The organism is Paraburkholderia sp. HC6.4b, from assembly GCF_014200875.1.
Taxonomy (GTDB): domain Bacteria; phylum Pseudomonadota; class Gammaproteobacteria; order Burkholderiales; family Burkholderiaceae; genus Paraburkholderia; species Paraburkholderia tuberum.
Map to the genome: position 1 here is coordinate 173,058 of NZ_JACHDC010000016.1, position 23,833 is coordinate 196,890.

Here is a 23,833-nt window from a genome sequence, read left to right on the forward strand (position 1 = left end):
CGCAGCGCCGAACCCAAATTCATCCGTTTACGAGGATCGATCACATGACACAACTGAATATCGCAGCGGGCACCGCCGACATGAGCGCCGCCAACGGCAATCCGACTGCCGCCGCCACTGAAGCGAAGCCGCTCGCGCGTTGGCGCGTCGCCGATATCGTCGCGTTGTACGAACTGCCGTTCAACGACCTGCTGTTTCGCGCGCAGCAAACGCATCGCGAGCATTTCGACGCCAATGCGGTGCAACTGTCGACGCTGCTGTCGATCAAGACCGGCGGCTGCGAAGAGGATTGCGCATACTGTCCGCAATCGGTGCATCACGACACGGGTCTCGCCGCCGACAAGCTGATGCCGGTCGACGAAGTGCTCGCCGCCGCGCAGGTCGCAAAGCAGAACGGCGCAACGCGCTTCTGCATGGGCGCCGCGTGGCGCAATCCGAAGGACCGCCACCTGGAGCCGATCAAGGACATGATCCGCGGCGTGAAGGCGATGGGCCTCGAAACCTGCGTGACGCTCGGCATGCTCGAAACGCACCAGGCGCAAGCGCTGCGCGATGCGGGCCTCGACTACTACAACCACAATCTCGATACGTCGCCGGAGTTCTACGGCCAGATCATTTCGACGCGCACGTACCAGGATCGGCTCGACACGCTCGAACGCGTGCGCGACGCGGGCATCAACGTGTGCTGCGGCGGCATCGTCGGTATGGGCGAATCGCGCCGCGAACGCGCGGGGCTGATCGCGCAGCTCGCGAACATGGAGCCGTATCCGGAATCGGTGCCGATCAACAATCTGGTGCAGGTGCAAGGCACACCGCTGAGCGGGACCGAAGCGATCGATCCGTTCGAATTCGTGCGCACGATCGCGATTGCGCGCATCACGATGCCGCGCGCGATGGTACGTCTATCGGCCGGACGCGAGCAGATGGATGAGGCGTTGCAGGCAATGTGCTTCCTCGCAGGCGCGAATTCGATTTTCTACGGCGATCAGTTGCTGACCACGAGCAACCCGCAGGCGGAAGCGGATCGCAAGCTGCTCGCGCGCCTGGGGATTCGCGCTGAGTCTGCGCAGCAGATGCCGGTCGAGCAGAGTGGGGGCGAGCATGGGTGTGCGCATGGGCATGGGGATCACGGCGTGGCGAATTGAGTCGCGGAAGCGCTGAGCCGCATGCGCTGCGTGCACGAACTAATGGTCTGCGTCGCCGCATAGTGGCGAAATTCACCCCGAAAGTTGGACGTTGATCCAATCTTCGGGGTGTTTTTCATGGCGAAGCTTTGAACACCAATTCAAGAAACCTAATCAATATTCAAATTGCGTCAAATAGGAATTGTTGCGATCGATCGGGTGCATGAAAGCATGTGCGTGCCTCGCTGCGCAAGGAATCCAGGCAATCATTGTCCCGCCCGGTCGCGCATCGATGAACCAGGTTTTTGTGCTTTCGTTATCGGGCAAACGAAGAAATGCGCGGGTACGCGCGAACTCGACGCCCACCACGGCATGCATCTCGAAGCGCACGTGCGTGCGCAAACGCGCGCGATTTGCGTCGAAAAAGTAGAATGAAGCCTGTTCATACCGGGAGGAGACCCGATCCCGCACGCGTCGTCCGATTGCCGTCGCGCGCTCCGGGTCCGTCCCGCTCACGCCCACATCGACGCCGACGCATTCCGCACCGCATGAAAATACTCTTCTACGCACCGCACACCGAAGCCGCCGCGTGGCTGCACGACTTTGCGCGCGCTCTGCCCGCCGCCGAGCTGCGCGAATGGAAGCCCGGCGACACCGGCCCAGCCGATTTCGCGGTGGTCTGGCGTCCGCCGCGCGAGATGCTGGCCGGACGCAATACGCTGCGCGCGATCTTCAATCTCGGCGCTGGCGTCGATGCGATTCTCGCGCTCGAACGCGCGCATCCGGGCACGTTGCCGCCCGAGGTGCCGTTGATTCGCCTCGAAGATACCGGCATGGGCGCGCAGATGGCCGAGTACGTGACGCATGCGGTGCTGCGCTATCTGCGCCGCTTCGACGAATATCAGGTGCTGCAAGGCGAGCGCCGCTGGAAAGTGCTCGAGCCGCATCCGCGCGCAACGTTCACGGTGGGTGTGCTCGGGCTCGGCGTGCTCGGCACGCAGGTCGCGCAAACGCTCGCTTCGTTCGGCCTGCCGGTGCGCGGCTTTACTCGCGGCGAGAAGCAGATCGATGGCATCGCGACGTTCGCCGGCGACGCGCAATTCGATAGCTTCCTCGACGGCGCGAAGGTGCTCGTCAATCTGCTGCCGCATACACCCGACACGGAAAGCGTGCTGAATGCGCGAGTCTTCGCGAAGCTCGCGCGCGGCGCATATCTGATCAACGTCGCGCGCGGCGCGCATCTCGTCGAAGCGGATCTGCTCGCTGCGCTCGCGAGCGGCCAGCTCGCCGCCGCGACGCTCGACGTGTTCCGCGAGGAACCGCTGCCCGCCGATCATCCTTTCTGGCGCGAGCCGCGCGTCACGATCACGCCGCACACGTCGGCGCTGACGTTGCGCGAGGACAGCGTCGCGCAGGTCGCGGACAAGATCGGCGCGATGATGCGCGGCGAGCAGGTGAGCGGCGCAGTGCAACTGGAACGCGGCTACTGAGTGAAACCCGCGCCCGCACGCGTCGCAGGCGTGCGGGCTGAATTGAATTGCAGCAACGCGGCAGCACCCATCCCGGATGGGACAGCGATCAAACCGCATCGGATCGGAGACACATCATGGCCTTACCGAAGCAAGTGAAAATCGTCGAAGTGGGTCCGCGCGACGGGCTGCAGAACGAGAAGGAATTCGTGCCGACCGCGACCAAGATCGAGCTGATCAACCGGCTGTCGGCGGCGGGCTTCCGCAACGTCGAGGCAGCGTCGTTCGTGTCGCCGAAATGGGTACCGCAGATGGCCGACGGCGCCGACGTGATGGCCGGCATCGAGCGCCGCGGCGGCACCATTTACTCGGTGCTGACGCCGAACCTGCGCGGTCTCGAAGGCGCGCTCGCCGCGCGCGCCGACGAGATCGTCATCTTCGGCGCGGCGAGCGAGGCGTTCTCGCAGAAGAACATCAACTGCAGCATCGCGCAGAGCATCGAGCGATTCGCGCCAGTCGCCGCGGCGGCGAAACAACATAAGCTGCGGATTCGCGGCAGCGTGTCATGCGCGCTCGGCTGTCCGTACCAGGGCGAAGTGCCGGTCGCGTCGGTCGTCGACGTCGTCAAGCGCTTCGCGGCGCTCGGCTGCGACGAGATCGATATCGCCGACACGATCGGCGTCGGCACGCCGAAGCGCACCCGCGAAGTGTTCGAGGCCGTGACCGAAGCGTTTCCGCGCGAGCATCTGTCGGGACACTTCCACGACACCTATGGCCAGGCGCTCGCGAACATCTACGCGGCGCTGCTCGAAGGCGTCGAGATTTTTCATGCATCGGTCGCGGGGCTCGGCGGCTGTCCGTATGCGAAGGGCGCGACCGGCAACGTCGCGACCGAAGACGTGCTGTATCTGATGAACGGCCTCGGCATCGAGACCGGTATCGACCTCGCGCAAGTGGTCGAAATCGGCGACTTCATTTCGAACGCGATCGGCCGGTCCAACGTGTCGCGCGCCGGTAAAGCGCTGCTCGCGAAGGCGCGCAGCGAAGCAAACACCTGCGTATAACCGCAGCATCCATTTTCATTCAGGGTCCCAAACAATGAACGACCTCGCGTCCTTCGACTCCGACGATCTCGCCGCGCTGCCCGACTCGGCACGCCGCGTCGCGCTGCTGCTGCGCGAACGCGGTCACGCGGGGCGAATCGTGATGCTGCCGGAAACCGGCAAGACTTCCGCCGAAGCGGCCGCCGGACTCGGCTGCTCGGTCGCGCAGATCGCGAAGTCGATCCTGTTCCGGCGCCGCGAAGACGACGCGCCGGTGCTCGTGATCGCGAGCGGCGCGAATCGTGTCGACGAAAAGAAAGTGGCCGCGCAGGTCGGCGAGATCGGCCGCGCGGACGCGAAGTTCGTGCGCGAAAAAACCGGCTATGCGATCGGTGGCGTGTGCCCGGTCGGTCACGCGACCGAGCCGGTCACGTTGATCGATGCGGATCTGCTCGAGTTGGAGAGCCTGTGGGCGGCCGCCGGTCATCCGCACGCGGTGTTCAATCTGACCGCGCAGGAGCTGATCTCGCTCACAGGCGCGCCGGTCGTCGATGTCGCGTTGCGCGAGCCGGCCTGAACACGATGGCGAGCGGCAACGACTACGACGACAGGGACGACGGCGGTTGCGTGCCGTCGCCGTGCATCAGCGTGTGCAGGATGGATGCATCGACCGGCTGGTGCGAAGGATGCCTGCGCACGATCGACGAAATCGCCGGCTGGTCGACGCTCGACAACGACGCGAAGCGCGCGGTGTGGGACGCGATCGAAGTGCGCCACGCGACGTTAATGGCGCTGCGCACGACATCGACGGCGAAGGAGAAGCAATGAACGCCGCGCCGCGCATCGTGACGCCCGGTGAGACGTTCAGTTCGACGCTCGAGTTGTCGGTGGATTCGATCAAATCGTTCGCGACGCTCGTCGTCGATCTGAACCCGTTGCATCACGATGAAGCGTATGCCGCGCAAAGCCGCTTTGGAGGCTTGATCGCGTCGGGCACGCAACCCACCGCGTATTTCATGGCGCTGCTCGCCACGCATTTCTCTACTTACGCGCAACCGCTCGGCCTCGAATTCGATATCAAGCTGAAGAAGGCAGTGCAGGCGCACGACACGCTGACGATCACGTGGCGTGTGCGCGACGCTCACTGGAAGCCGAGCCTGAACGGCGATCTGACCTATCTCGAAGGTGCGGTGGTCAATCAGCGCGGCGAGCTGATGTTGACGGGTACCTCGACGATCCTCGTGATGCCGAAGCCCGACGCAGTCGCAAACGCGCACGCGAGCACGGCCACGCCATGATCGCGCTGCCCGCATCGATCCGGGTTTTCGAACGCGGCTGGCTGTCGTCGAACAACGTGCTGCTCGTCGACGACACATGCGCCGCGCTGGTCGATACCGGCTATGCGACGCACGCATCGCAAACGGTCGCGCTGGTACGCAATGCGTTGCGCACGCGGCCGCTCGATCTGATCGTCAACACGCACCTGCATTCGGATCATTGCGGCGGCAACGCACTGTTGCAGGCAACGTGGCCGTGCCGCACGCTGATTCCGTCATCCGAAGCCGATGCCGTGCGCGGCTGGGACGAAACTCGCCTCAGCTTTCGCGCGACTGGTCAAACCTGCGAGCGCTTCGGCTTCACCGGCACGCTGGCACCCGGCGCACGTTTGCGGCTGGGCGCACTCGACTGGCAGGTGCTCGGCGCGCCGGGCCACGATCCGCATTCGCTGATGCTCTATTGCGCGGACGAACGCTTGCTGATCAGCGCGGATGCGCTGTGGGAAAACGGCTTCGGTGTGATCTTTCCAGAACTCGAAGGCGAAAGCGGCTTCGCCGAGCAGCAAGCCGTGCTCGACCTGATCGCAACGCTCGACGTGCGCGTCGTCATCCCAGGCCACGGCGCGCCGTTCACGCAGGTCGAAGCGGCGCTCGAACGCGCGATGTCGCGCGTCGCCTGGTTGCGCGCCGATCCCGCGCGCAACGCAAGGAACGCGCTGAAGGTGCTGATCGTATTCAAGCTGCTCGAAGTCCGCGAGATGAGCGTGGACACGCTTTTGCGCATGCTCGACGACGCGGCCGTGATGCGCGCCGCCGCCTCGATGCTGAAGCCGCGCGGCGAATGGCCCGCGTTGCTGAAGGGAATGATCGGGGAGCTCGCGGCGAACGATGGGCCGCTCGAAGTGGACGGCACGCGCATTCTCGCGCGGCATTGAACTGTGATGTGACCGGTTCGACCGGCGCGGTGGAAAAGCGCACCGGAACGCAAAACCGTGCTCCCAAAAAGAAAACCGCTCGACGAAGCGAGCGGCGGAACATCTGTTGGACGTGATCAGCGTCGCTGTCGATGATACGCGTGTGGGTTTTTGCATCGCATCGGTGATTTCCCTACAGAAATTTGACGCCACGTTTTACGAATGCATACATGATCTGTCATCAAACGGCGTTAGGCGCTTGAACGCTTGCGCGTTGTTCCGGGATCCGTAGCAATATCCGATTGAATGTCGAATCGGCATCACGTGGACGATAAGCGCTTTCTCTGCGGCACGATCCGCCACCCGAGATTGACGCCCGCCGCCGCCAGCAGAATCAGCGCGGCGCCGAGCACCTGAATCCATGCGAGCGTCTGTCCGAACGCAAGCCGGTCGACGATGATCGCGACCACCGGATAGATGAACGACAACGCGCCCGTCATCGACGTCGGCAGCTTCTGGATCGCGCCATACAGCAGCACGTACATGAGCCCGGTATGGACGACGCCGAGCACGATCAGTTCGAGCCACTGCGCGCCGTTTGCCGGCAACGCGTCGAAGCGTACGAACGGCGCGAGCAACAGCACGCCGAGCGATACCTGGATCAGCGCGAGCAGATGCGGCGGCGTGCCCTTCAGCCGCTTCGTGATGATCGACGACACCGCGTACATCGCCGCCGCACCGACCGCATAGGCGACGCCGACCAGATACTGCCCCGGCACCGCGAGCACGGCCGGCTCGACCTTCACGACGAACACGAGCCCGACGAACGCGACCACGAGCCACGCGATCGTCGATGCGCTGATGCGCTCGCGAAACACCAGCGCGCCGAGCCCGACCAACATGAACGGCTGCGTGTTGTAGACGGCCGTTGCCATCGAAATCGACGCGCGTGAATACGCGGCGAACAGCAATACCCAGTTCACGACGATCGCCGCGCCGCCGAGCGACGCGAGGCCGAGCATCTTCCACGAAAACAGCTCGCGGCGGAACAGGCCGAGTACGGCGCACACGAGCGCGAGCGTCGCGCCGCCGAAAATGCAGCGGAAAAACACCACGTTGAAGGGGCTTTGCTGCGAAGACACGACGAGCCAGCCGATCGTGCCCGACATCAGCATCGCGACGCTCATCTCCGCCGCGCCACGGCGGATGTCGCTGGGCGAACTGCTCGAGGTCGTGACGGAAGCCTTGTTCGAAGCCATGATTCGATCCCGGATTGTGACTGCATAACTGGCAGTCTAATTAATCCAGCCGCGCGAATACATGGCTAAACTTAAGCGTTAGCGCATTTTCACCTCATAAACGAAGGCCATCATGAGCAAACGCCTTGCATCGATCGCGCCGGTCGCACTCGACGACACCGACCGCGCACTGCTCGCCGCGCTCGCGCAGGACGCGCGCCAGCCGGTCAGCGAACTCGCGCGCGTCGTCGGCTTATCGGCGCCCAGCACGGCCGAACGCGTGCGGCGGCTCGAAGCGCAGGGCGTGATCGAGCGCTTCACCGTGCAGATCGATCCGCGCGCGCTCGGCTTCACGCTGCAGGCGGTAGTGCGCGTGAAGCCGCTGCCCGGGCAGCTGCATCTGGTGGAGGAAGTGATCCGGCGCATTCCGGAGTTCGTCGAATGCGACAAGGTGACCGGCGACGACTGTTTCATCTGCCGCCTGTACCTGCATTCGATCGAGCAGCTCGACGAGATCCTGTCGAAAGTGACCGAGCGCGCGGAGACCAGCACGGCGATCGTCAAGTCGACGCCGGTCGCGCGACGGCTGCCGCCGCTCGGCTAACGAAGGTCGAGCGCAGGTCAAACGAAGGTCGCGCGAAGCGGCCCGATGCTTATCGTTCGACCGCCTCGAAAAACGACAGCATCTCGGCGACCAGTTCGTCCGGCGCTTCCTCGGGCAGATAGTGCCCGCACGATAGCGCTCGGCCGCTCACGTCGCGCGCGACATGCCGCCATTCGTCGAGCGCATCGAAGCATTTTTCGATCACGCCCTTGTCGCCCCACAGCACCCGCAGCGGACAGCCGATCTTGTTGCCGCGCTCGATATCGGCGCGATCATGTTCGAGGTCGATGCTCGCCGACGCGCGATAGTCCTCGCACATCGCGTGCACCGCACCCGGTTGCGCGAGCGCCGCCCGATACGCGTCGAGCGCAGTGGGATCGAACGGAGCGAGACCCGCGTGACGTCCGCCCATCACCGCGTCGACATAGGCGGCCGGATTTGCGCCGATCAACGTTTCGGGCAGCGGCTCGGGCTGGATCAGGAAGAACCAGTGGAAGTAGTGCGTTGCGAACGCGCGGTCGGTGGCTTCGTACATCGCGAGTGTCGGCGCGATATCGAGCAGCATCAAACGCTCGACCGCGTCGGCGTGATCGAGCGCCATCCGGTGCGCGACGCGCGCGCCGCGATCGTGCGCGCAGACGAGGAAGCGCTCGAAGCCGAAGTGGCGCATCACCGCGACCTGGTCGGCGGCCATCACGCGTTTCGAATACGGTGCGTGCGCGGCATCGCTCGGCGGTTTGCCCGACGCGCCATAGCCGCGCAGATCGGTTGCGATCACCGTGAAGTGCTGCGCGAGCGGCGCGGCGCAGCGTTCCCAGATCAGATGCGATTGCGGATGCCCGTGCAGCAGAAGCAGAGGCGGCCCGGTGCCGCCCTTCACTCCGAAAATGTCGACATCGCCCACGGCGACGCGAAAAGACGTGAAATTTTCGAAGGCCATGACGTCTCGTTGATCGTTTGAGGTCCGTGCATTGTAGAAGGCCAACAGGTCCGTGCGAGGTGGGATATCCCACGCAGACATGGAACCTGAATACTCCTTCGAACCGTTCCAAACGGGCCTACCGCGCGCGGGTCGCCCGCTTCGCCTATAATCGAACGACCGTTCTTAAATGTTTGGCGCGACTTCGACTTGCCGGTTTCGTTCGATTGTCACACGCATTCGCCGGTCAACACGCCGCAAGCCGTGTCGCTAAACTCATTCATCTATTCGCCGGCGCACGTCGCACCGGTTGGCCCAACCTGGAGACTCGCACCATGGCATTGCCCGCCGTTCTGCAAAACCTCGCGCTACCCGTCGTCGCTTCGCCGATGTTCATCGTCAGCTATCCCGAACTGGTGCTGGCGCAGTGCAAGGCCGGTATCGTCGGCTCGTTCCCTGCCCTCAACGCGCGCCCGGCCGAACTGCTCGACGAATGGCTGACGCAGATCCAGGCGCAACTCGCCGGGCACAAGGCCGCGAACCCGGATGCGGTGATCGGCCCGATCGCGGTCAATCAGATCGTTCATCAGTCGAATACGCGGCTCGAGCACGACGTGCGCGTCTGCGTCGAACACAAGGTGCCGATCTTCATCACCAGCCTGCGCGCGCCGGCACGCGAGATCGTCGATGCGGTGCATAGCTACGGCGGCATCGTGCTGCACGACGTGATCAATCTGCGTCATGCGCAGAAAGCGCTGGAAGCCGGCGTCGACGGGCTGATTCTGGTCGCATCGGGCGCGGGCGGCCACGCGGGCACCACCTCGCCGTTCGCGCTGGTCGGCGAGGTGCGGCGCATTTTCGACGGCCCGATCGTGCTGTCGGGCTCGATCGCGAACGGCGGCTCGATTCTCGCCGCGCAGGCGATGGGCGCGGACCTCGCGTACATGGGCACACGCTTCATCGCGACCAAAGAGGCGCACGCGGTCGACAGCTACAAGCAGGCGATCATCAATGCGAAGGCGTCGGACATCATCTACACGAACCTGTTCACCGGCGTGCACGGCAACTACATCCGCGAGAGCATTACGAACGCGGGGCTCGATCCCGACGCGCTGCCCGAATCGGACAAGACCAGGATGAACTTCGGCGGCGACAAGACGAAGGCGTGGAAGGACATCTGGGGCGCGGGCCAGGGCGTCGGCCTGATGGACGACGTGCCGGACGTCGCCGAGCTCGTGCGGCGTCTGAAGAAGGAATACAACGACGCGAAGGCGCGGCTCGGCATCGCGCGCTGAGGTGAAGAACGGAGCGGGCCGGGCCGCCCGCTCGCGGCCTACATATTCCGCCGATACTGCCCGCCCACCTCGAACAGCGCGTGGGTGATCTGCCCGAGCGAACACACGCGCACCACGTCCATCAGCACCGCGAACACGTTGCCGTCGTCGATCACCGCGCGCTTCAGGCGTTCGAGCGCCTCGGGCGCGGCGTCGCGGTGGCGCGCCTGGAAGTCGCGCAACCGCCGCAGCTGACTCTGCTTCTCCGCGTCGGTGGAACGCGCGAGCACCAGCGGCCGCGGCGCTTCATGCGGATGCGCGCTCAGGAACGTATTGACGCCGACGATCGGGTACGAACCGTCATGCTTGCGATGCTCGTACAGCATCGACTCGTCCTGAATCCGTCCGCGCTGATAGCCAGTTTCCATCGCGCCGAGCACGCCGCCGCGCTCTGTCAGCCGCTCGAACTCGGCGAGCACCGCTTCCTCGACCAGATCGGTCAATTCATCGATCACGAAGCTGCCCTGATTCGGATTCTGGTTCTTCGCGAGCCCCCATTCGCGATTGATGATCAGCTGGATCGCAACTGCGCGGCGCACCGATTCCTCGGTCGGCGTCGTGATCGCTTCGTCGAACGCATTGGTGTGCAGCGAGTTGCAGTTGTCGTAGATCGCGATCAGCGCCTGCAGCGTCGTGCGGATGTCGTTGAAATCGATCTCCTGCGCGTGCAGGCTGCGGCCCGACGTCTGCACGTGATACTTGAGCTTCTGACTGCGCTCGTTCGCGCCATAGCGCTCGCGCATCGCGACCGCCCAGATGCGTCGCGCGACGCGGCCGAGCACCGTGTACTCCGGGTCCATGCCGTTCGAGAAGAAGAACGACAGATTCGGCGCGAAGTCGTCGATCGACATGCCGCGCGCGAGATACGCCTCGACGTAGGTGAAGCCGTTCGCGAGCGTGTACGCGAGCTGCGAGATGGGGTTCGCGCCGGCCTCGGCGATGTGATAGCCGGAAATCGACACCGAATAGAAATTGCGCACGCCGTGTTCGACGAAATACGCCTGAATGTCACCCATCACCTTCAGGCTGAATTCGGTCGAGAAGATGCAGGTGTTCTGCCCCTGGTCTTCTTTCAGGATGTCGGCCTGCACGGTGCCGCGCACGTTTTCGAGCGCGGCGCGGCGCGTTGCGGCGAGTTCGGCTTCGGTCAACAGGCGGCCTTGCTGTTGCTCGCTCAGCGCGATCCGCTGGTCGATCGCGACGTTGAAGAACATCGCGAGGATCGTCGGCGCGGGGCCGTTGATCGTCATCGAGACCGACGTATCCGGCGAGCACAGATCGAAGCCGTCATACAGCGTCTTCATGTCGTCGAGCGTCGCGACCGACACACCCGAATTGCCGACCTTGCCGTAGATGTCCGGGCGCTCGTGCGGCTCCTCACCGTAAAGCGTCACCGAGTCGAACGCGGTGGATAGCCGTTTGGCCGGCATGCCTTCCGACAGCAGCCTGAAGCGACGATTCGTGCGCTGCGGATCGCCCTCGCCCGCGAACATGCGCGTCGGGTCCTCGTTCTCGCGACGAAACGGAAAAACGCCAGCGGTGAATGGGAAATAGCCGGGCAGATTGTCGAGCATCAGCCAGCGCAGGATCTCGCCGTGATCGACGAATTTCGGCAGCGACACTTTGCGGATTTCGGAGCCGGACAGCGTCGTGACCGTCAGCGCGGTCCGGATTTCACGCTTGCGGATGCGCACCACATGTTCGTCGCCCGCATAGGCGGCCACCGTTTGCGGCCACGCGTCGAGCAGCTTGCGTTCGCGCTCGCCGAGCGCGGCGCCGCGTTGGTCGATCAGCGCATCGAGCGACGAGGCGTCGCTGCCCGCCTCGCCGAGCATGCGGCGCGTCTCGACGATCTGCCAGCGTTCCCGCGCGATTTGCGCCTGCGCGTCGGCCCGCGCTCGATAGCCGCGTACCGTCTGCGCGATGTCGGCCAGATAGCGCACGCGCGCGGGCGGCACGATTGCATGCAGGTTGCTCGAAAAGCGCAGGCCTTCGGTCGCGCCGAGCCGTGCGCCGCCCTCGCGCAGGCCGTGCGTGCGCAGCGCATTAGCGATGCGCCGGTACAGCGCGCTCACGCCGTCGTCGTTGAAGCGCGACGCGATCGTGCCGAACACCGGCATCGCGTCGGGCGATGTCGCGAAGTCCCCACGATTGCGCTGCACCTGCTTCGCGACGTCGCGCAGCGCATCCTGCGCACCCTTGCGATCGAATTTGTTGATCGCGACGAAGCTCGCGAAGTCGAGCATATCGATCTTCTCGAGCTGGCTCGCGGCGCCGAACTCCGGCGTCATCACGTACAGCGATTCGTCGACGAACGGCACGATCGCCGCATCGCCCTGACCGATCCCCGACGTCTCGACGACGATCAGATCGAAGCCCGCCACCTTGCACAGCATCAGCGCGGCGGGTAGCGAATCGGAGAGTTCGGTCGACGCCTCGCGCGTCGCCATCGAGCGCATATAAATGCGGGCGCCGTCGCCCCAATCGCCGATCGCATTCATGCGGATGCGGTCGCCGAGCAGGGCGCCGCCGGATTTTCGGCGCGACGGATCGATCGCGAGCACGGCGATGTTCAGCGAGTCGCCGTAGTCGAGCCGGAAACGGCGGATCAGCTCGTCGGTCAGCGACGACTTGCCCGCGCCGCCGGTGCCGGTGATGCCGAGCACCGGGATGCGTGGCGCTTGCGCGAGCGTCGCTAGCTGGTCGCACGCGGCGGCGTCGACGCTGTTCGTTTCGAACGCGCTGATCAGTTGCGCGAGGCGGCGGAAGATCGGCGCGGCGGGATCGGCGGGGTGCGAGCCAGCAGCAGTGCCAGCGTGCGGAGCATGGGCCTCACCGCAACGCGGCAACGGCCGCGCGGCCAGCTCGGCGAGCCATTCGCGCACCGGCGTCGGCCGCGCCGCGTCGGCCGCGCGCGCCCCTTCGACGCAGCGCGCGATCATGTCGTCGATCATGCCTTGCAGACCGAGCCGCTGACCGTCGTGCGGCGAGTAGATTTTTTCGACACCGTCGCGTTCGAGCGCGGCAATTTCCTCGGGGACGATCACGCCCCCGCCGCCGCCGAACACCTTGATGCGCTCGCCGCCGCTTGCACGCAGCAAATCCACCAGGTAGCGGAAGTATTCGTTGTGGCCGCCCTGATAGCTCGACACGGCGACGCCGTCGGCGTCCTCGTTGAGCGCGGCGGTCGCGACTTCGGCGACTGAGCGGTTGTGGCCGAGGTGGATCACCTCGACGCCGCTTGCCTGCAGGATGCGCCGCATGATGTTGATCGACGCGTCGTGGCCGTCGAACAGTGCGGCAGCGGTGACGAAGCGCAGGCGCCGGCCCGCGGGCAGCTCGTGGCTGCCGGCACGCTGCGGCGTGGACAGATCGGTCATGTCTCCCCCAGATCATTTAACTGATGGGTGTTCACAATCAGTATATAGAAACGGGGTAACACGGCGCCGGGGCTCGGGGCGGGCGATTGGCGACGTATGCTCGGTGCTTCGCGAAACGCTACCGCACCGCCAACGCCTTGATCTGGTCGAGCGACGGCCACAGCGATTCGTTTGCGAACCGCGCCGCCAGAAAATCGACGAATGAGCGCACCTTGGCCGATAGATGCCGCCGGCTCGTGTAGACGACGTGGATCGGCAGCTCCCGCGGCGGCACCTGGTCGACGAGCAGCGGCACGAGCCGCCCTTCGGCGAGATCGCTGCCGATCACCTCGGTGCCGAGCCTCGCGATGCCCGCGCCATGCAGCACGACCACGCGCTGCGCCTCGAGCTGATTGACGATCAGGTTGCCCGACAGGCGCACACGCGAGCCCGCGTCGCCGGTCGCGACTTCGAGCGCCGATACGCCCGCGTACTGCAGATAGTTGTGGCGCGCGAGATCGGCGACGCTCTTCGGCGTGCCATGCTTGCGCAGATAGGCGGGCGATGCGCACAGCACCAGATGCGCGGTCGCGATCTGCCGCGCGATCAGCGACGACGACTTGAGCCCGCCCGGCGACGCGCGGATCGCGACGTCGAAGCCCTCGTCGATCAGCTCGACGACGCGGTCGGACAGTGTCATATCGACGGTGACCTGCGGATACTGCGCGGCGTAGTCCGCGACCGCGGCCATCACGTGATTCAGGCCGAACGCCGACAGCGACGACACCCGCAGCCGCCCGTGCGGCACGACGCTTGCCGCGCCGACCGCCTGGCCGGCTTCGTCGAGCTCGGTGAGCGCCTGACTCAGCCGCTCGTAGTACTCGCGGCCTGCCTCGGTCGGCGCGACGCGACGCGTGGTGCGGTTCAGGAGCCGCGCGCCGAGCTGCTGCTCCAGATGCATCACATGCTTGCTCGCCATCGCCGCCGACATCTCCATCTTCTCCGCCGCGCCGACGAAACTGCCGGCTTCGACCACGTGGCGAAACACTTTCATGCTGACGAGGGTGTCCATCTCAGTCGCTCGCTTCAGGAATCAATCGACGTCATTTTGCCGGGTTTATCAAAAGAACGGCAGCAAACGCTCGTATCCGGCGGCGCCCGAAATCGACAAAGCCCGCGTTCCGGGCGGAACGCGGGCTTTGCGGTGACACCGTGGGCCGAGCTCAGAACTTCGCGCGCAACCCCGCGCCATATGTATTGCCGCTCGACTGACCGGTGATGTGGTCATACAGGTACGCGGCATAGACATCGGTGCGCTTGGACAGCGGATAGTCGTAGCCGACCGCCGCCGTCTGGCGCGTCTGGTTCGAACCGCCGCCGTTACGCGAATACGCATACGAAGCCATCACCGAGCCAGGCCCGAACGGCACCGTGACGCCGCCCTGGCCCGTGTTGACGTGCCAGCTCGTGACCTGCTGGTCGTTGTACGTGTACATGTACTGGCCGTACAGCTTGACGAACTTCAGGTCGTACGACACGCCCGCCTGCGCGACGCTCTGGCTGCGCAGACCCGGCACGCCCGAGGTTTCGAAGCTGCCGAGGTCGCCCGGCACGTTGTTGAAGTTCACGTACTGGTACACCGCGGTCGCCGCGAACGGGCCGTGGAAGTACAGCACCTGGCCGCTCCACTTCTTCGCGCCGTTCTGGGTCGTGTTGCCGAGCGCGTACATCGCGGTCGCCGAAAGGCCGTTGAAGTTCGGCGACGTATACGACACCGCATTGTTCCAGCCCGAGTCGCCGGTCACGCCCTGGTCGGTCGTGTAGGTCGGGAAGGTGCCGAGGCCGAGGTACACGTGATAGACCATCGGCGAGAACCAGTACGAATCGACGAACGGGTTGAACAGGATCGTCGACACGAACAGCGGCGTCGTCAGGCGGCCGGCGGTCACCGTGCCGTACGGCGATTCGATGCCGACGTACGCGTTGCGCGAGAACGTCGTGTCGCCGGTGAAGCGGCCGTACTCGCCGGTTTGCGCGCGGAAGAAGCCTTCGATAGTGAAGATCGCCTTGTAGCCGTTGCCCAGATCCTCGGTCCCCTTGAAGCCCCAGTACGACGTCGACATGCCGCCGCCCGACACGACCACCGCGGTCTTGCCGCCCGGAAACTTCTGCGAGCCGACCCATTCGTCGACCTGGCCGTAGAGCTGCACGCTCGATTGCGCGAACGCCGACGACGCGCTCGCCAGCGCGACGACGCATGCGGTGGCCTTGAGAGTAGTCTTCAGCGCGCTGCTGAGGCTTGTGTTCATGGGTTCTCCAATCTTTGTCAAAAGGGTGTGGCTGTGCGAAAGGGGGCGCTCGCGCGAAACGTCGTTGTTATCCGTTCGATCGTCGAGTCAATCTGGGCGGGTCCCATCTTTGCGGACCATTTTTATAAACAAAAATATCGCTGCTTATTGCGGGTATATCGGTCTGATTAGTTTGGTCGGTTATCGGCTTGATATGACGCTTCAGAGCGGACTGGCGCCGCCCCCTGGACGCAATGCGGCATGCGGCGAACGGCGCGCCACAGCGTGCTTGAACGCCTTAAATGACGGGCCGATGGCGCGACGCGGCAGAATGCCAAGATTTGACGCTGACCGGTAATTCGATGCCGGGTGTTTTCAAAAAAGTGTGGCGTCGAAACGTCAGATTCGGGGCTACGGCGCAGAGGAAGGCGCGCGAAGCCGCGCGAGGGATCGCGGGAAGGATCTGGAAGACGGGTTTCGGGACTGCGGTTGGGGCGGTGCGGTGGTTTGCGAAATCGCGCTCAGCTAATTCCGGTACGGTGAACCGCCCGGCTGACGCGGATCGTCGGCTGGGCGTTGCAGCGGGCGCGCTGCGCCCCGCTCTTCGTTGTAGCGGGCGACGTCGGCGCGGATCGAGCCGTTGCGCATCGGCATGTTGGACGGGGGATGCGGCACCGGACGCGACTCCGCGCTGACCGGCGTGATCGCGCCCGCATAACCGGACGGATCGCCGACACGGCGCATGCCGGACTCGTAGCTGCCGAAGCCATAACCGAAATTGGCGTCGGCGATATTCGGGTTGCCGCGCTGCGCGCGTGCGTCACGAGAAGCCATCGCATTGCGCGAGCCGCGCGGAGCAGGTGCGCCGCGCGCACCGGCATAACGGCCGTCGCCACGCATCTCCATGCGCGGCGCGCGCCCGGCAGTGTCGCGCGAATAAGCGCCGCCCGCGGCGGCACCGCCGCCATGCGGCCCACCCGGCTCCTTCGCATAGGCGAACGAGCACAGCACGGCGATGACCGCGCCCCACGCCCAGTGCCTCGTTCTCGACAACCCGTCCACCTGTGACTCTCACGCCCGAAGACTTGCCTGAAATCCACCGTTCGAGCTGCGATGGACCTGTTGCGGGAGGAGAAAAGCGCCGCGTTCCTGTCGCGGCGCAGGGCATCCCTGCGGCCTTTGAACGAGTAATTTATGGTCGGGGGCAGAGGGTGTCGAGCCAAAAAGTGTTAGGTCTCGTCGGTGGATGTAACACCCTGTTACTGCGGCGTTTTTTCGCGCCGGAGCCCTCGTGCGGACGCGCCTCGCGGCTTGCTGGCCGGCGTTTTCGCCTGGCCCGCGCGGGTGCCGTTTGTTGCAAATAAACGCCGCTTGCAACGTCAATGGTTAAACGGTTTGTCGCGAGAAAGCACCTCGCCAATACTGAGACCTGGCACGTCGCACGAATGGGCTCGGCCTGATTGGGGAGTCAATGCGCAAACTTCATTAATCGATTCGGCAAATGAATTTGCGTTTTCAATCGGCTTTCGACAACAATAGCCGCTTTCCATTGGCATGGACCACGCCTGACAGACCCGTCCCATGCTTACACCGCGTCATTGAATCGAGATTGCGACATGGCCCGCCCGAAATTCCTGCCCGATAACTTCACCCTGTGCCTCGTCGGCACCGTGATCCTCGCCAGCTTCCTGCCCGTTCATGGGCAGGCCGCCGTGGGGTTCAACTGGGTGACGAACATCGCGGTCGGCCTGCTGTTCTTCCTGCACGGCGCCAAGTTGTCACGCGAGGCGATCATTGCGGGCGCGACGCACTGGCGCCTTCACCTCGTGGTGCTGCTGAGCACGTTCGCGCTGTTTCCGCTGCTCGGCCTCGCGCTTAAACCGGTCCTTTCGCCGCTGGTCACGCCGTCGCTCTACGCCGGCGTCCTCTTCCTCTGCACGCTGCCGTCGACGGTCCAGTCGTCGATCGCGTTCACGTCCATTGCCAAGGGCAACGTGCCGGCCGCGGTATGCAGCGCGTCCGCCTCGAGCCTGCTCGGCATCTTCTTCACTCCAGCACTCGTCAGCGTCATCGTGACGAATCAGGCCGCGAGCGGCGGTGCGTCGCCGTGGCATACGATCGGCAACATCGTGCTGCAACTGCTCGTGCCGTTCGTTGCCGGCCAGCTGCTGCGCCCGCTGATCGGCAAGTGGATCGAGAAGAATCGCGGCGTGCTGAAGTTCGTCGACCAGGGCTCGATCCTGCTCGTCGTCTACGGCGCGTTCAGCGAGGCCGTCACCGAAGGCCTGTGGCACACGATTCCGCTGTCGGCGCTCGGCGGCCTCGTCGTGGTGAGCGCCGTGCTGCTCGCGCTCGCGCTGGCCGTGACGATCTTCGCGAGCAAGCGGCTCGGCTTCAGCCGCGCGGACCAGATCACGATCATCTTCTGCGGCTCGAAGAAGAGCCTCGCCGCCGGCGTGCCGATGGCCAAGGTGATCTTCGCGTCGCATGCGGTCGGCGCCGTGGTGCTGCCGCTGATGCTGTTCCACCAGATCCAGCTGATGGTCTGCGCCGCGCTCGCGCAACGCTGGGGCGCCCGCGACCTCAGCGGCGAGAGCAATGCCGCGGCGCGGCGACCCGCCGCCGCCGTCGCGCGCCGTTGAAAACACACGCAATGCAAACAGGACATTCATTAGCGCCCTCCCTGAGCGTCGTTTTGATCGTGTGAAGCAAGCCGCCTTCGGGCGGCTTTTCTTTTGGCTCTTCACTGGCCTTTGTCGTTATTTCACGCGCAAACGCTCTCGTTGTCGCCTCGGCCGGATGGCATAGGACGATTCTCGAACCGTCTCGAAAACGGCGGCCCGCCTGCTGTTTAGCCTGTTTTACTAAACATTTTAATTTCCGACAACTCCATACAATACGGGTATTTACCTGTGTCATGCTGGCGTTTTGCGAGCGGCTTTAGCTGCGTTTTACTATACAATCGCCCGACCTGAACCCGTGCTGCCTCGCCTCGCGCGGCAGCTTCATTCGATGGCCACAACCATCCGCGACGTCGCCCGCGCGGCCAGCGTTTCGATCGGCACCGTGTCGCGCGCGCTCAAGAATCAGCCGGGCCTTTCCGAGGCCACGCGCGAACGCGTCGTCGAAGCGGCGCGCCAGCTCGGCTACGACTCGGCGCAGCTGCGTCCGCGCATCCGCCGGCTAACTTTCCTGCTGCATCGTCAGCACAACAACTTCGCCGCGAGCCCGTTCTTCTCGCACGTGCTGCACGGTGTCGAAGACGCGTGCCGCGAGCGCGGCATCGTGCCGTCGGTGCTGACTGCCGGGCCGACCGAGGACGTGATTCACCAGATGCGCCTGCACGCGCCCGACGCCGTCGCGATCGCCGGCTTCGTCGAGCCCGAAACGCTCGCCACGCTGGTCGCGATGCAACGCCCGCTGGTGCTGATCGATCTATGGTCGCCGGGCTTGCGCTCGGTCAATCTCGACAACGCCGGCGGCGCCACGCTCGCAATGCGCCATCTGTTCGCGCAGCAGCGCAAGCGCGTCGCGTTCATCGGCGGCTCGCTCGCGCACTTCAGCATCGCCGAGCGCGCGCTCGGCTACCGGCGCGCATTCTTCGAAGCGGGGCTGCTGTTCGATCCGTCGCTCGAAGTGAACATTGACGCCGGGCTCGATCCCGACACCGGCGCCGCGCGCGCGATGCAGCGCCTGCTCGACGCGCCGGGCCCGCGCCCCGACGCCGTATTCGCGTTCAACGACGCCGCCGCGCTTGCCGCGCTGCGCGTGTGTCTCGCGCGCGGCTTCAGCGTGCCCGACGACATCGCGATCATCGGTTTCGACGACATCCCCGCCGCCGCCCACGCTACCCCGCCGCTATCGACGATCGCGGTCGACAAGGAAGCGCTCGGCCGACGCGGCGTCGAACTGCTGCTCGAAGACTCGCCCGCCGAACTCGAAGTCCGCTTGCCCGTTCAACTCGTTGCCCGTGCCAGTACTTTGGTGAAAACGCCATGACGCTAACCGATCCGCTTCAACTTTCCAGCGACGCCGCGAAGGCGCCGCCGTTCGCCAGCTTCCGCAAGCGCGAGTTCCTGCTCGCGCACATCGAAGACACGCTGCGCTTCTATGCGCCGAACGTGCTCGACCCGAGCGGCGGCTTCTACCACTTCTTGCGCGACGACGGTTCGATCTACAACCGCACCACGCGCCACCTGGTCAGCAGTTGCCGCTACGTGTTCAACTACGCGATGGCGTACCGGCAGTTCGGCGACCCGAAGCACCTCGAATACACGCGCCACGGCCTGCGCTTTCTGCGCGACGCGCACTGGGACTCGCAGCACGAGGGCTACGACTGGGAAATCGAATGGCGCGACGGCAAACGGCGCACGCTCGACGCGACGCGCCACTGCTACGGCCTCGCGTTCGTGCTGCTCGCGTACTCGCACGCGGCGATGGCCGGCATCGAGGAAGCGAAGCCGATGATCGGCGCGACCTTCGAGCTGATGGAGCACCGCTTCTGGGACGCCGCCGCCGGCCTCTATGCCGACGACGCGTCGGCCGACTGGCATGTCAGCACGTATCGCGGGCAGAACGCGAACATGCATACCACCGAGGCGCTGCTCGCCGCGCACGAAGCGACCGGTCATCTGGTGTATCTCGATCGCGCCGAGCGCGTGGCGTCGAATATCACGCTGCGCCAGGCGAAGCTGTCGCAAGGGCTCGTGTGGGAGCACTTTCACGCGGACTGGTCGGTCGACTGGCACTACAACGAAGAGGACAGCTCGAACATCTTCCGTCCGTGGGGCTTCCAGCCCGGTCATCAGACCGAATGGGCGAAGCTGCTGCTGATTCTCGAACGCTTCCGTCCGCTGCCGTGGCTGCTGCCGCGCGCGATCGAACTGTTCGACGCCGCGATGACGCACGCGTGGGACGAAGACCACGGCGGCCTCTATTACGGCTTCGGCCCCGACGGCACCGTGTGCGATCACGACAAGTACTTCTGGGTGCAGGCCGAAACGTTCGCGACCGCCGCGCTGCTCGGCAAGCGCACCGGCAACGAGCGCTTCTGGGACTGGTACGACGAGATCTGGCGCTATAGCTGGACGCACTTCGTGGACCACAAGTACGGCGCCTGGTATCGCATCCTCACCTGCGACAACCGCAAGTACAGCGACGAAAAGAGCCCGGCCGGCAAGACCGACTATCACACGATGGGCGCGTGCTACGAAGTGCTCGCCCATGCGCTCGGCGAAAACGCTGCGGCTGAATCAGCCGCTCCCGCCGCAGCGGCTTCCGCGGAGAAAGCACAATGAGCGCGACGACCAACCTCCCCGTTTTCGTATCCGCCGGCGACATCCTGACCGATCTCGTGCGCACCGGCGCATCGCACTGGCTGTCGCGTCCGGGCGGCGCGGGCTGGAACGCCGCGCGCTGCGTCGCGCGGCTCGGCCTGCCGACCGCGTGCGCGGGCTCGCTCGGCGTCGATAACTTTTCCGACGAGCTGTGGGACGCGAGCGTCGCGGCCGGCCTCGACATGCGCTTCCTGCAGCGCGTCGAGCGCCCGCCGCTGCTCGCGATCGTGCATCAGACGCATCCGCCCGCGTACTTCTTCATGGGCGAGAACGGCGCCGACCTCGCGTTCGAGCCGGCGAAGCTGCCCGCCGGTTGGATGAACGCGGTGAAGTGGGCGCACTTCGGCTGCATCAGCCTCGTGCGTCAGCCGCTCGGCGACACACTGGCGAAACTCGCCGCCGAGTTGCGTTCGCACGGCGTGAAGATCAGCTTCGATCCGAACTATCGCAACCTGATGGAGCACGGCTACGAGCCGACGCTGCGCAAGATGGCGGCGCTCGCGGATCTGATCAAGGTATCGGACGAAGACCTGCGCATGATCTTCAAGACCAGCGACGAAGCCGCCGCGCTCGCGCAATTGCGCGCGATGAATCCCGCCGCCACCGTGCTCGTCACGCGCGGCCCCGAAGCGGCGATGCTGCTCGACGGCGCCGCGGTGATCGAGGCGAAGCCGCCGCGCGTCGAAGTGGTCGATACGGTCGGCGCGGGCGATGCGTCGATCGGCGGTCTGCTGTTCAGCCTGATGAGCGCGCCGCAACGCGGGTGGCCCGAGCATCTCGCATTCGCGCTCGCGGCCGGCGCGGCGGCTTGCGGGCACGCCGGCGCGCACGCGCCGACGCTCGACGAGGTGGTCGCGCTGCTATAAAACGCGACGCTGTAATTCTGCTGCCCTGGGGCGCGCGTAGCGTAACGGATGTCGAGCACGTCGCGCGGCGCGAAGCTGCCCCGGGCGGGAACCGATCCCGCCACGCCGTGCTAGGATGAAAACATCGAAACCTTTGCGAAAAGGAGCGAGGCCATGGAGGACGTCACCTACACCAAAGGGCTCTACACGGCCACCGCGTCGATAAGAGAAGTCGCACATGACGCCTGGCAAGGTGTCGTCACCCTCGCGCGCGACGAAGGCGAACCCAGCGCCGATCAGGAAACCACGCTCTACGAAGTCGACTCGACGTCGTCGACGCCGGGAGAAGCGCTCGAAGAAGCCAAAGCGCTCGCACATCGTATCCTCGGGGAAATCGAACTGTAGGCCGAACCAGGGGCTGCGCGTCGCGCGTCCTCGCGCATCGGCGCGCCGCTGCCGGATCGGCCGGCTGGAGGCGATCATGGCTGAACAGCTGTTCCAATACGGCGTGTATTCGATTCACGTTCGTCCGCTCGAACTCAGTGGCGCGCGCTGGGACGCGGAATACGAAATCCGTCATCGCGAGAAGGCCGTCAAGGCGTGGACCACGGTCGGCGGCGACGCGGGTTATGCCGAGCAGGCCGAAGCGGTGGAAAGTGCGCATCGGCAGGCGGTCGACGATATCGAGCATGGCGCGGGAATTCCGAAGCCGCACGTGTTTCCGTGACGGCGAGTGGGTGGGTGTGGCGCGCGGCTGCGCCCGACCCGCACGCCGCGCGTGATGCGACCTGACCCAGCCTGAATTCCGGGACGCGCCCGGAAGCATTTCAACGACGGCATCGCGCAACCTCGCACCCTGGCGATACATCGCGCCGCGCCGCCTTCGCACCGCGCGGGAACTCGCGCAGCGCGCCATGCTACGCTGTCCACGTCTTGATTCCCACGAGCGCGTGATGGCAAGCGAACCGTCAGACCGTTTTTCCACGCTCGGCGACACCGACGCGAGGCGCCGCGCGCACGGCAGTCGCGAAATGCGTCTCGACGATCGCGTGGTGATAGCGCACGGCATGCCGACGCCGCTGTGGCAAGACCTGTATCACCGCGCGCTCGGCGTGCGCTGGCCGGGGTTCTTCGTGTCGCTCGCGCTGCTGTTCCTGCTGCTCAATATCGTGTTCGCCACGCTCTACATGTTCGGCGACGCTCCGATCGCGAATCAGTTTCCGAAGGGCTTCGGCGGTGCGTTCTTCTTTAGCGTCGAAACCCTTGCGACGGTCGGCTACGGCGACATGCATCCGCAAACCGTCTACGCGCACTGGATCGCGACGCTCGAAATCTTCATCGGCATGTCGAGCATCGCGTTGGCGACCGGACTGATCTTCGCGCGCTTTTCGCGGCCGCACGCGAAGATCATGTTCGCGCGCTACGCGGTGATCCGGCCGATCGACGGCCGCATGACGTTGATGGTGCGCTCGGCCAACGCGCGTCAGAACGTGATCGCCGAGGCACGCGCGCGGCTGCGCATCATGCGTCTGGAGACCTCGATCGAAGGCTTTACGCTGCGCAAGCTCTACGACCTCGCGCTGGTGCGCGACCAGCACCCGGTCTTCAAGCTCGGCTGGACGCTGATGCACATCATCGACGAAGCGAGCCCGCTGTTCGGCGAAAACGCCGAATCGTTGAAAGGCCGCGACGTTTCGCTGCTGCTCACGCTCGAAGGCATCGACGAATCGACGTCGCAAACCATGCAAGCGCGCCACATGTGGACCTGCGACCAGATCGTCTGGCAGCACCGGTTCGTCGACATCATGAGTGAGCGCGACGGCGTGAGCCACATCGACTACGCGCACTTCGACGAAATCGTGCCGCTCGATGCGGCACCGCTCCAACCGGACATCGCGGCGAACACGGCGCAATAGCAATAGCCATCGTCCCATTCGCCGCCTCACGATACCCCAGGGCATACCCGAAGCGCGCCGCCGCGTGGCAAATCCGGCTCAAAAGCGGGCCGAAACGCGCGACTCGTCGCGCCCATTCGCGCACGCCCGATTAAAGAAGAAATAATTCACTCTCATGAGCGCTAAAA

Annotated in this window: 23 protein-coding genes; 16 read left to right on the forward strand and 7 right to left on the reverse strand. The window is 65.0% G+C overall.

Features of this window, described 5'->3' with window-relative positions:
• The first annotated feature begins 44 nt into the window (after positions 1-44).
• Positions 45-1,145: a biotin synthase BioB gene (gene bioB / locus HDG34_RS24020; protein WP_184062662.1), complete on the forward strand. Its 1,101-nt coding sequence runs from the start codon at positions 45-47 to the stop codon at positions 1,143-1,145.
• Between the two features lie 153 nt (positions 1,146-1,298).
• On the opposite strand, the gene HDG34_RS24025 is transcribed toward bioB, so the two are convergent.
• On the reverse strand, positions 1,299-1,640 hold the full coding sequence (locus HDG34_RS24025) for a hypothetical protein (protein ID WP_184062664.1): 342 nt from the start codon (positions 1,638-1,640) through the stop codon (positions 1,299-1,301).
• Between the two features lie 32 nt (positions 1,641-1,672).
• On the opposite strand from HDG34_RS24025, the gene HDG34_RS24030 reads away from it, so the two are divergent.
• From HDG34_RS24030 to HDG34_RS24055, 6 genes are all read left to right on the forward strand, one after another.
• Complete coding sequence (locus HDG34_RS24030; RefSeq protein ID WP_184062666.1) at positions 1,673-2,614, forward strand: glyoxylate/hydroxypyruvate reductase A; 942 nt, start codon at positions 1,673-1,675, stop codon at positions 2,612-2,614.
• A gap of 116 nt (positions 2,615-2,730) precedes the next feature.
• The gene (locus HDG34_RS24035) at positions 2,731-3,657 is read left to right on the forward strand and encodes a hydroxymethylglutaryl-CoA lyase (RefSeq protein ID WP_184062668.1); all 927 of its coding nucleotides are present in this window, start codon (positions 2,731-2,733) and stop codon (positions 3,655-3,657) included.
• 34 nt (positions 3,658-3,691) lie between these two features.
• On the forward strand, positions 3,692-4,213 hold the full coding sequence (locus HDG34_RS24040) for a YbaK/EbsC family protein (RefSeq protein WP_184051277.1): 522 nt from the start codon (positions 3,692-3,694) through the stop codon (positions 4,211-4,213).
• Between the two features lie 5 nt (positions 4,214-4,218).
• Positions 4,219-4,464, forward strand: coding sequence for a DUF1289 domain-containing protein (locus HDG34_RS24045; RefSeq protein WP_184062671.1), 246 nt, complete (start codon positions 4,219-4,221; stop codon positions 4,462-4,464).
• Positions 4,461-4,934: a MaoC family dehydratase gene (locus HDG34_RS24050; protein WP_184062672.1), complete on the forward strand. Its 474-nt coding sequence runs from the start codon at positions 4,461-4,463 to the stop codon at positions 4,932-4,934. Before HDG34_RS24045 ends, HDG34_RS24050 begins: the two co-directional genes overlap by 4 nt.
• The gene (locus tag HDG34_RS24055) at positions 4,931-5,848 is read left to right on the forward strand and encodes an MBL fold metallo-hydrolase (RefSeq protein ID WP_184062674.1); all 918 of its coding nucleotides are present in this window, start codon (positions 4,931-4,933) and stop codon (positions 5,846-5,848) included. The genes HDG34_RS24050 and HDG34_RS24055 overlap by 4 nt, the downstream gene beginning before the upstream one ends.
• Before the next feature lie 299 nt (positions 5,849-6,147).
• On the opposite strand, the gene HDG34_RS24060 is transcribed toward HDG34_RS24055, so the two are convergent.
• Positions 6,148-7,086: a DMT family transporter gene (locus HDG34_RS24060; protein WP_184062676.1), complete on the reverse strand. Its 939-nt coding sequence runs from the start codon at positions 7,084-7,086 to the stop codon at positions 6,148-6,150.
• Between the two features lie 112 nt (positions 7,087-7,198).
• Between HDG34_RS24060 and HDG34_RS24065 the strand changes: the two genes are divergently transcribed.
• A complete protein-coding gene (locus HDG34_RS24065; protein WP_184062678.1) occupies positions 7,199-7,669 on the forward strand; it encodes an Lrp/AsnC family transcriptional regulator in 471 nt (156 codons plus the stop codon).
• A gap of 49 nt (positions 7,670-7,718) precedes the next feature.
• Here the strand turns inward: HDG34_RS24065 and HDG34_RS24070 are convergent, their stop codons facing one another.
• A complete protein-coding gene (locus HDG34_RS24070; RefSeq protein WP_184062680.1) occupies positions 7,719-8,609 on the reverse strand; it encodes an alpha/beta fold hydrolase in 891 nt (296 codons plus the stop codon).
• A 314-nt stretch (positions 8,610-8,923) separates the two neighbouring features.
• Between HDG34_RS24070 and HDG34_RS24075 the strand changes: the two genes are divergently transcribed.
• Positions 8,924-9,883, forward strand: coding sequence for a nitronate monooxygenase family protein (locus HDG34_RS24075; RefSeq protein ID WP_184062682.1), 960 nt, complete (start codon positions 8,924-8,926; stop codon positions 9,881-9,883).
• Between the two features lie 38 nt (positions 9,884-9,921).
• On the opposite strand, the gene icmF is transcribed toward HDG34_RS24075, so the two are convergent.
• From icmF to HDG34_RS24095, 4 genes are all read right to left on the reverse strand, one after another.
• Positions 9,922-13,302, reverse strand: coding sequence for a fused isobutyryl-CoA mutase/GTPase IcmF (icmF, locus tag HDG34_RS24080; RefSeq protein ID WP_184062684.1), 3,381 nt, complete (start codon positions 13,300-13,302; stop codon positions 9,922-9,924).
• A gap of 118 nt (positions 13,303-13,420) precedes the next feature.
• The gene (locus tag HDG34_RS24085) at positions 13,421-14,353 is read right to left on the reverse strand and encodes a LysR family transcriptional regulator (protein WP_184062686.1); all 933 of its coding nucleotides are present in this window, start codon (positions 14,351-14,353) and stop codon (positions 13,421-13,423) included.
• Between the two features lie 151 nt (positions 14,354-14,504).
• Positions 14,505-15,590 (reverse strand): porin, encoded by a 1,086-nt coding sequence (locus HDG34_RS24090; RefSeq protein ID WP_184062688.1) that lies wholly within the window; start codon positions 15,588-15,590, stop codon positions 14,505-14,507.
• Between the two features lie 504 nt (positions 15,591-16,094).
• Positions 16,095-16,631, reverse strand: a complete 537-nt coding sequence (locus HDG34_RS24095; RefSeq protein WP_311734904.1) for a hypothetical protein — start codon at positions 16,629-16,631, stop codon at positions 16,095-16,097.
• A gap of 554 nt (positions 16,632-17,185) precedes the next feature.
• Here HDG34_RS24095 and HDG34_RS24100 point away from each other — a divergent pair.
• From HDG34_RS24100 to HDG34_RS24130, 7 genes are all read left to right on the forward strand, one after another.
• Entirely contained in the window at positions 17,186-18,211 is a 1,026-nt protein-coding gene (locus HDG34_RS24100; RefSeq protein ID WP_184062690.1) for a bile acid:sodium symporter family protein, read from the forward strand.
• 370 nt (positions 18,212-18,581) lie between these two features.
• Positions 18,582-19,568 (forward strand): LacI family DNA-binding transcriptional regulator, encoded by a 987-nt coding sequence (locus HDG34_RS24105; protein ID WP_090805561.1) that lies wholly within the window; start codon positions 18,582-18,584, stop codon positions 19,566-19,568.
• The gene (locus tag HDG34_RS24110) at positions 19,565-20,866 is read left to right on the forward strand and encodes an AGE family epimerase/isomerase (protein ID WP_184062692.1); all 1,302 of its coding nucleotides are present in this window, start codon (positions 19,565-19,567) and stop codon (positions 20,864-20,866) included. Before HDG34_RS24105 ends, HDG34_RS24110 begins: the two co-directional genes overlap by 4 nt.
• Positions 20,863-21,771 (forward strand): carbohydrate kinase, encoded by a 909-nt coding sequence (locus HDG34_RS24115; protein WP_184062694.1) that lies wholly within the window; start codon positions 20,863-20,865, stop codon positions 21,769-21,771. Before HDG34_RS24110 ends, HDG34_RS24115 begins: the two co-directional genes overlap by 4 nt.
• 153 nt (positions 21,772-21,924) lie before the next feature.
• Positions 21,925-22,155, forward strand: coding sequence for a hypothetical protein (locus tag HDG34_RS24120; protein WP_018419210.1), 231 nt, complete (start codon positions 21,925-21,927; stop codon positions 22,153-22,155).
• Between the two features lie 76 nt (positions 22,156-22,231).
• The gene (locus tag HDG34_RS24125; protein ID WP_184051250.1) at positions 22,232-22,477 is read left to right on the forward strand and encodes a hypothetical protein; all 246 of its coding nucleotides are present in this window, start codon (positions 22,232-22,234) and stop codon (positions 22,475-22,477) included.
• Between the two features lie 226 nt (positions 22,478-22,703).
• On the forward strand, positions 22,704-23,666 hold the full coding sequence (locus HDG34_RS24130) for an ion channel (RefSeq protein WP_184062696.1): 963 nt from the start codon (positions 22,704-22,706) through the stop codon (positions 23,664-23,666).
• Positions 23,667-23,833 lie beyond the last annotated feature (167 nt).

What these genes read in the sequence shown, in the direction of transcription:
- bioB (WP_184062662.1), top strand. Translation starts at nt 45, where the DNA reads ATGACACAACTGAATATCGCAGCGGGCACCGCCGACATGAGCGCCGCC.
- HDG34_RS24030 (WP_184062666.1), top strand. Translation starts at nt 1,673, where the DNA reads ATGAAAATACTCTTCTACGCACCGCACACCGAAGCCGCCGCGTGGCTG.
- HDG34_RS24035 (WP_184062668.1), top strand. Translation starts at nt 2,731, where the DNA reads ATGGCCTTACCGAAGCAAGTGAAAATCGTCGAAGTGGGTCCGCGCGAC.
- HDG34_RS24040 (WP_184051277.1), top strand. Translation starts at nt 3,692, where the DNA reads ATGAACGACCTCGCGTCCTTCGACTCCGACGATCTCGCCGCGCTGCCC.
- HDG34_RS24045 (WP_184062671.1), top strand. Translation starts at nt 4,219, where the DNA reads ATGGCGAGCGGCAACGACTACGACGACAGGGACGACGGCGGTTGCGTG.
- HDG34_RS24050 (WP_184062672.1), top strand. Translation starts at nt 4,461, where the DNA reads ATGAACGCCGCGCCGCGCATCGTGACGCCCGGTGAGACGTTCAGTTCG.
- HDG34_RS24055 (WP_184062674.1), top strand. Translation starts at nt 4,931, where the DNA reads ATGATCGCGCTGCCCGCATCGATCCGGGTTTTCGAACGCGGCTGGCTG.
- HDG34_RS24060 (WP_184062676.1), bottom strand. Translation starts at nt 7,086, where the DNA reads ATGGCTTCGAACAAGGCTTCCGTCACGACCTCGAGCAGTTCGCCCAGC.
- HDG34_RS24065 (WP_184062678.1), top strand. Translation starts at nt 7,199, where the DNA reads ATGAGCAAACGCCTTGCATCGATCGCGCCGGTCGCACTCGACGACACC.
- HDG34_RS24070 (WP_184062680.1), bottom strand. Translation starts at nt 8,609, where the DNA reads ATGGCCTTCGAAAATTTCACGTCTTTTCGCGTCGCCGTGGGCGATGTC.
- HDG34_RS24075 (WP_184062682.1), top strand. Translation starts at nt 8,924, where the DNA reads ATGGCATTGCCCGCCGTTCTGCAAAACCTCGCGCTACCCGTCGTCGCT.
- icmF (WP_184062684.1), bottom strand. Translation starts at nt 13,302, where the DNA reads ATGACCGATCTGTCCACGCCGCAGCGTGCCGGCAGCCACGAGCTGCCC.
- HDG34_RS24085 (WP_184062686.1), bottom strand. Translation starts at nt 14,353, where the DNA reads ATGGACACCCTCGTCAGCATGAAAGTGTTTCGCCACGTGGTCGAAGCC.
- HDG34_RS24090 (WP_184062688.1), bottom strand. Translation starts at nt 15,590, where the DNA reads ATGAACACAAGCCTCAGCAGCGCGCTGAAGACTACTCTCAAGGCCACC.
- HDG34_RS24100 (WP_184062690.1), top strand. Translation starts at nt 17,186, where the DNA reads ATGGCCCGCCCGAAATTCCTGCCCGATAACTTCACCCTGTGCCTCGTC.
- HDG34_RS24105 (WP_090805561.1), top strand. Translation starts at nt 18,582, where the DNA reads ATGGCCACAACCATCCGCGACGTCGCCCGCGCGGCCAGCGTTTCGATC.
- HDG34_RS24110 (WP_184062692.1), top strand. Translation starts at nt 19,565, where the DNA reads ATGACGCTAACCGATCCGCTTCAACTTTCCAGCGACGCCGCGAAGGCG.
- HDG34_RS24115 (WP_184062694.1), top strand. Translation starts at nt 20,863, where the DNA reads ATGAGCGCGACGACCAACCTCCCCGTTTTCGTATCCGCCGGCGACATC.
- HDG34_RS24120 (WP_018419210.1), top strand. Translation starts at nt 21,925, where the DNA reads ATGGAGGACGTCACCTACACCAAAGGGCTCTACACGGCCACCGCGTCG.
- HDG34_RS24125 (WP_184051250.1), top strand. Translation starts at nt 22,232, where the DNA reads ATGGCTGAACAGCTGTTCCAATACGGCGTGTATTCGATTCACGTTCGT.
- HDG34_RS24130 (WP_184062696.1), top strand. Translation starts at nt 22,704, where the DNA reads ATGGCAAGCGAACCGTCAGACCGTTTTTCCACGCTCGGCGACACCGAC.